Annotated in this window: 5 protein-coding genes; 4 read left to right on the forward strand and 1 reads right to left on the reverse strand. The window is 35.5% G+C overall.

Annotated elements, in window-relative coordinates; translation table 11 throughout:
- Positions 1-110 precede the first annotated feature (110 nt).
- From GJU32_RS04285 to GJU32_RS04295, 3 genes are all read left to right on the forward strand, one after another.
- Positions 111-1,439, forward strand: coding sequence for a nucleotide sugar dehydrogenase (locus tag GJU32_RS04285; RefSeq protein WP_155590682.1), 1,329 nt, complete (start codon positions 111-113; stop codon positions 1,437-1,439).
- A 493-nt stretch (positions 1,440-1,932) separates the two neighbouring features.
- Positions 1,933-3,225 carry a glycosyltransferase family 2 protein gene (locus GJU32_RS04290; protein ID WP_155590683.1) on the forward strand — a complete coding sequence of 431 codons (1,293 nt, stop codon included), beginning with the start codon at positions 1,933-1,935 and terminating at the stop codon, positions 3,223-3,225.
- Between the two features lie 200 nt (positions 3,226-3,425).
- The gene (locus GJU32_RS04295) at positions 3,426-4,331 is read left to right on the forward strand and encodes an LCP family glycopolymer transferase (RefSeq protein ID WP_155590684.1); all 906 of its coding nucleotides are present in this window, start codon (positions 3,426-3,428) and stop codon (positions 4,329-4,331) included.
- Between the two features lie 82 nt (positions 4,332-4,413).
- On the opposite strand, the gene GJU32_RS04300 is transcribed toward GJU32_RS04295, so the two are convergent.
- A complete protein-coding gene (locus GJU32_RS04300) occupies positions 4,414-4,563 on the reverse strand; it encodes a hypothetical protein (protein WP_155590685.1) in 150 nt (49 codons plus the stop codon).
- A gap of 629 nt (positions 4,564-5,192) precedes the next feature.
- On the opposite strand from GJU32_RS04300, the gene GJU32_RS04305 reads away from it, so the two are divergent.
- A partial coding sequence (locus tag GJU32_RS04305) for a toxin Cry1Ac domain D-VI-related protein (RefSeq protein ID WP_230874918.1) occupies positions 5,193-6,804 on the forward strand: 1,612 nt, incomplete at its 3' end.

The raw sequence follows: 6,804 nt of genomic DNA on the forward strand, positions 1-6,804 counted from the left end.
TCTTAAAGGGGTTTTTTTATAGTAGAAATGGACAAATGAATCTTTTATCACTTTAAAAAAGATTAAATCGTTAATATATCAACATAGATAAAAGGAGTAATCAATAAAAAATGAAGACTACAATAAAATCATCAAAGATTGTAAAGTTATCAGAAAATATTGCAACAAGAAAGGCGAAAATTGGAATTATCGGTCTTGGCTATGTGGGGTTACCACTTGCATTAGAAATCGTGGATAAAGGATTTCAAGTAATCGGCTTCGATAAAAATGATGACAAAATCGGCCTCTTAAGAAGTGGCCAAAGTTATATAGCGGATATGCCTGCGATAATTATTCAACAAGCGATCCACAAGGAGAAATTCGAGCCTACAAATAACTTTACTAAGCTTGCGGAAGTAAATGTCATTATAATTTGTGTACCGACACCAACAACTGAAGAGGGTACACCGAACATTTCGTACATTGTAGAAGCTGCCCACGCCATTGAGCAAAACATGTCAAAGGATACACTCGTTATTCTCGAAAGCACAACATACCCTGGAACAACGGAAGACATTGTTCGCCCTATTTTAGAAAAACAGAATGTACAGATTGGCCAAGATATATTTTTAGCATATTCGCCCGAGCGCATTGATCCAGGAAATCGAAATTTCTCGGTGACCAATACACCAAAAGTAGTAGGTGGAATTTCACAATCTTGTGCAGAAGTGGCGAGGGTTTTCTATGAAACAGTTATTAATACCAATGTTTATACGGTAAAAAGCCCAAAGGTTGCTGAAATGGAAAAACTACTTGAAAATACGTTCCGTCAAATAAATATCGCACTTGTCAACGAAATGAGTCAACTCTGCTATAAAATGGATATTGATATTTGGGAAGTAATTGATGCGGCTTCAACTAAGCCATATGGTTTTATGCCTTTTACACCTGGTCCGGGAGTGGGAGGACATTGTATACCAGTGGATCCGAAATACTTATTATGGGCTGGTCAACAGCATGGCATCACGGCAACCTTGATTGAAGCTGCAGATAAAATTAACGAGTCGATGCCAAACTTTGTTGTAGAAAGATTAGCACATTATTTAAACATGCAAGAAAAAAATTTACATGATGCTGAAGTGGTGGTAGTTGGGGTAGGGTATAAACCGAATGTTAATGACTTCCGTGAGTCTCCAGCATTAGATGTAATTAACATCCTTAGAGAAAAACACTGTAACTTGAAAATTGTCGATCCATTAATAGAAACGGTCGTTGTAGATAATTGGAAGACGAACACGGTACCACTAACAGAAGAATTAATGTTGCGTGCAGACGCAGTGTTGATTTTAACAAATCATACAAATATCAATTATGCGTTGATTGACGAACATGCAGCTTTAATTTTTGATACACGTAATACCTACTTCTCTTTTGAGAATGTGAATTATTACAAATTATAAAAAAGAGTATTCCTGTTTATAAGATCTATAACGGCAGTTGACTTAGCAACATATGAGAGGACTCTTTCTAAGTACACGTATTCCAACAAAAAACACTTACGATCAAGAGCGATATGGCAAGCAAATCAGTAAATCCCAATTTTTCATCTTATATGACTGAGAAATTGGGTTTTTTTATGTACGGCAATGTCCTGAAAGCTCTAATAACCATAATTGAAAACTTTAAGACTATTAGTGCACCCGGTTAGCTAGGGGGTTTTTCATGAGATTGCCTTTTCATCAAGTTTATCCATATTTCAATGTAAAAATCAGCTTGATTAGATTCAATTGAAGAGTGATTTATGTAAGATGCTGTTGTTAGCAACTCATTATTGGGTCTCAATAAAAAAAGTGAGCATTTCTATAGTGAGATAATTACATCTGTCTAACATGTTACTTTTATAAAAGACACCTTTAGGGTCAAAAAATATAATAAAAATGCAGGAGGAACTGTATGCTACAATGGCAACAAAAGTCAGAACGTAATATAAAAACATATTTAGTCTTATTTCTTTTCACAGTAATGCTTGCGGGAATAACATATTTAAATGTGGGCTTTAAAGGGGGAGTTTCTAAGACGTTTGGGCTATATGGCTCGATCATGATCGTGTATCTCATTGGAAAAATGACGCTTTCTTTTTATTACAAGCCCTATGTGAATGAGCCGCCTGATGTTAAGGTGTCGGTTTTTATTCCATCTTATAATGAAAAGCCAGAAGCTGTTTTGGGAACAGTACAGAGTATCTTGGACCAGGATTACCCTGTTCATGAAATTTTCTTCATAGACGATGGCAGTGTTGATGACAGTGGCTATCGAGCCGTTTTAGATTTTAAAGAGAAGTGGGAAAGGGAGCGTGATTCGACTAAATCACTTCACTATCCTAAATTAATCGTGCATCAATTATCAAAAAACCAAGGGAAACGTCATGCTCAAATATGGGCTTTCGAACAAGCAACAGGTGATATCTTTTTCACGGTCGATTCAGATGGTTATGTTTATCCCGATGCACTAAAAGAATTGTTGCGTCCATTTGCAAATCCTGAGGTAATGGCTGTTACAGGACATATCAACGCTCGCAATAAAAACCATAATTTGTTTACAAAACTATTAGATATGAGGTATGACAATGCTTTTCGCGTTGAACGTGCAGCCCAGTCTACCACAGGGAATATTTTGGTATGTTCGGGTCCAATTAGCTGTTATAGAAGAGAAATCGTCATGGATAATATCGAACACTACGGTTCACAGTTGTTTTTAGGAAAAGCTGTTCAATCAGGAGATGATCGTTGTTTAACAAATTATGCAATTTTAAAAGGGAAAACGGTTTACCAATCTGGTGCTCGTTGTGATACAGATGTACCAGATAATCTAAAACAATTCTTGAAACAACAAATAAGATGGAATAAATCGTTTTTTAGAGAGAGTGTCATCGCATTTAAAATAGGTTTTCATAAGCCAATTACCCTCATCTGGGTTACCTTTGAAATGCTACTTTGGATTTTGTTCGGATTTGTTATTATCCTTGCGATTATCTACCAGGTTGAGTCGTTTGGATTGGTAATGTTTTTTTATTACTTACTATCTTTAAGTTTGTCTGCTTATGCAAGGAACATCCATTACGTGGTAAAGCGACCGCTGATCTTTATCTTAGCACCATTGTACGGGCTTATTCATTTAGTATTACTATTTCCACTTAGAATGTTTGCCCTTCTTACGATTAAAGAAGCCAAGTGGGGAACGCGATAACGATGGTAAGGATATGGCGGAACTGAAATGGGAGAGGTACGGGAATATTTTAAATATACATCTTCAGTTTATTCAATGATAGATCGGGGATTCATAATTCAAGAAGACATTTTCACCTAAAACAGATTATTTCAGGAATTAAGTGTGCCTATCTATTTAATTAACGCAATAGTATTGCAAAGATAAAGAATGGAGTCCCTATGAAAAAGAAAACAGTATGGATATTTGTTGCTGTAAGTTTTATTATTAGCTGTATTATATATGCAGGCAACTTTTATTATAAAGTTACTACGACGCTGGAAACCATCCATGAATCCGAAATACGTCCAGTTTCTAAACTAAGGACCAAAGAAATTGAATTAGTGAAAAAACAACCTTTTTCATTGCTTCTTCTTGGTGTAGATGAACGGAAAAATGACAAAGGACGTTCAGATACAATCATCGTCATTACGGTAAATCCAACTATTAATTCTACAAAATTAATTAGCATACCTAGGGATACGTATACTGAAATTAAAGGGAAAAACAAAGTAGACAAAATAAATCATGCATACGCTTTTGGTGGGATGGACATGGCCCTGCATTCGGTGGAAAATCTGCTGAATATACCTATTGATTATGTTGTTCAAGTAAATATGGAAGGCTTTAAGGAAATTGTTGATATTGTAGGTGGAGTTACCGTTGAAAATGGAAATGCCTTTCAAGTAGATGACTTTATTTACAATGAAGGAATGATCCACTTAGATGGAAAACAAGCATTGAGCTATGTTCGTATGCGGAATGATGATCCATTAGGTGACTTTGGAAGGCAAGCGAGACAAAAACAAGTACTTCAAGCTGTTTTACAAAAAGGGGCATCCGTTAATAGTTTGATGAACTATAATGATTTATTATCCTCTCTCAAGAACAACGTGCGAACTAATATGACAATAGATCAAATGATGGATATTCAGAAAGGCTATAAAAACACACTGAATCAAATAGAAACACTTTCTTTTGAAAAAGGAGAAGGAAAGAAAATAGATGGTGTTTGGTATAACATGATGAATGAAGAAGAGTTAGAAAATGTGACGGCTAAATTGAAAGAGCATCTAGAGTTAGAATAATTTCTAAACATGCTATACTAGTTTGTTTAGTAATAAAAGCCTATTTACATAGTAGCACAAACCAAAGTCAAGGTTTGAGCTACTATTTTTTTATAGGAGAAATGAAGGGATGTCGAACTGCCCACCAAGTTTGATCTGTTTTAAAATTCTTATTATATGGTTTAACTATATCTAAAAATGGCTGAACCTGATTTTCACCATTAGAAATGTCCATTCCAACGACTTTATTCATTTTCAATCTCCACGAAATCTAGTATCCTCATTCACCAACAGCCTATTTTGCAGGTAGCGAAGAACTAGCAATTGAGTTTGGGCTCATGATGCTGATACAAGTCTGCCATAGTATATCGAGGCTAACAGTTTTGAAAACTCAAAAGTTAGCACATATGTCTGCAATGATAGTTAGTAGATAAAACGCTGTCATAGCTTACCCTATCGATACGAGGTTTAAGTTCCAACTAGCTTTATTCTGTTTCTTCAAGTAGGGAGTAGTTCCCACGGGCAGATACGTATTGAGGAGATTACAAAATAATTGGTTAAACCTAAATGTTGTTTCCTCATTTTCAATTTTGGAATTATTCTTTATAACTATAAAATTGAGTGTCGTGTTCGGATGATCCATAGGAACAATTAACTAACGATAAACATACTAGTTATTTATTTTTTTGTTAATTATTACTACTAATCTGTAAGGTTATTAAGGAATATTATTTTTTTCTTTTTATATGGAATGATTTTTTCTATCTCTAGAGTCTCTAATTTCATCTATTTAAAATCGATATTGAAACAGGGGAATTGCCGAAAAAATGTATGATTACTTTAGTAACACACTAATAATTTATTGTGAGGAGTAACCTACGAATGAAGAAAGAAAATAACAACAAGATGATGAAGAATAGTAAAAGGCTAAAACCGTTTAATGTAATGACAGCTTCAATTGTATTAACTAGTACATTATTATCAGGGATTGGATTTACAGGGGAAACGCAGGCACTTGCAAGTACACAGTCTGTCATGAGTGTTTCACCATGGGAGACAACAATACAAATGGGTACGAACCAGAGTATCTTTGATGGTGTAGGTACCAGTTCTCTTGGAAAACATATAAAAGATAATGTTATAGTTGGAATTCCTCCTTCTACTAATCCATACAAAGATATCTCACAATCTTACAACCTAGGTTATAACTACTATGGAGAAATAGTAGATAATTATTTTGTTGCCCCAGCAACGGGTTTATATACGTTTAGAATAGATGCGTATGGTATGATGACAGGCGATCAACACTTACTGCAGGTTTATGATAGTAATGATCAAAGAATAGTGAACTTAGCAAACGTCCCAACAAACAAACTCTCAACTGATACAAAGGAAGTTGCTGTCAATTTGCAAAAAGGAGCAATTTACTCTGTAGTTAAAATAACTAGTATAGGAGAAAAATATAATTATAAACATTACCTAAATGTTTCATTTAAAATTAGCGGTGAAGGAAGAAATGTTTTTAATAGCTCTATTAGAGAAAGTAAGATTTCTGAACTTTCTCAACTTATAATCAATCAAAATGGAGTATTATTACCTCTCCAAAACCGTGAAAGTGCTGAGGCATTTTCTGCTATTGTTATGCTAGATGACAATATAAAACTGTCCAAAGATAAGGTAGAAGGTCTGTTTAAGGATAACCATTTTAATAGCCTTAAAGACACAACAAATCAGGCTGCCATCGATGCGGCACAAAATGCAGTGAATAAATTGCCAGCAGTTTCAGAAAAAGACCAACAACAGGGACTAGTAGATAAAGCTCAAAATTTACTGAATCAACAAATACAAGCGGATAAAGACTTAGCGGATGCGAAAAGCAAAGCGGAAGGTCTATTCACAGACAGCAACTTTAACAAGCTGAAAGGTACAACAAATCAAGCAGCCATCGATGCGGCACAAAGTGCAGTGAATAAACTACCAGCAGGTACAGAAAAAACGCGTCTACAAGGCCTAGTGAATAATGCCCAAGGTTTACTGAATCAACAAATACAAGCGGATAAAGACTTAGCCGATGCGAAAAGCAAAGCAGAAGGATTATTCACAGATAGCAACTTTAACAAGCTGAAAGGTACAACCAATCAAGCAGCCATCGATGCGGCACAAAGTGCAGTGAATAAACTACCAGCAGGTACAGAAAAAACGCGTCTACAAGGCCTAGTGAATAATGCCCAAGGTTTACTGAATCAACAAATACAAGCGGATAAAGACTTAGCCGATGCGAAAAGCAAAGCGGAAGGTCTATTCACAGACAGCAACTTTAACAAGCTGAAAGGTACAACCAATCAAGCAGCCATCGATGCGGCACAAAATGCAGTGAATAAACTCCCAGCAGGTACAGAAAAAACGCGTCTACAAGGTCTGGTGAATAATGCCCAAAACTTACTGAATCAACAAATACAAGCGGATAAAGACTTAGCCGATGCGAAAAGCAAAG

The organism is Lysinibacillus cavernae, from assembly GCF_009724685.1.
In the GTDB taxonomy this organism is placed as follows: Bacteria; Bacillota; Bacilli; order Bacillales_A; family Planococcaceae; genus Lysinibacillus; species Lysinibacillus cavernae.

Excerpts from the sequence above, each read along its gene's own strand:
- GJU32_RS04285 (WP_155590682.1), top strand. The coding sequence starts at position 111 with ATGAAGACTACAATAAAATCATCAAAGATTGTAAAGTTATCAGAAAAT.
- GJU32_RS04290 (WP_155590683.1), top strand. The coding sequence starts at position 1,933 with ATGCTACAATGGCAACAAAAGTCAGAACGTAATATAAAAACATATTTA.
- GJU32_RS04295 (WP_155590684.1), top strand. The coding sequence starts at position 3,426 with ATGAAAAAGAAAACAGTATGGATATTTGTTGCTGTAAGTTTTATTATT.
- GJU32_RS04300 (WP_155590685.1), bottom strand. The coding sequence starts at position 4,563 with ATGAATAAAGTCGTTGGAATGGACATTTCTAATGGTGAAAATCAGGTT.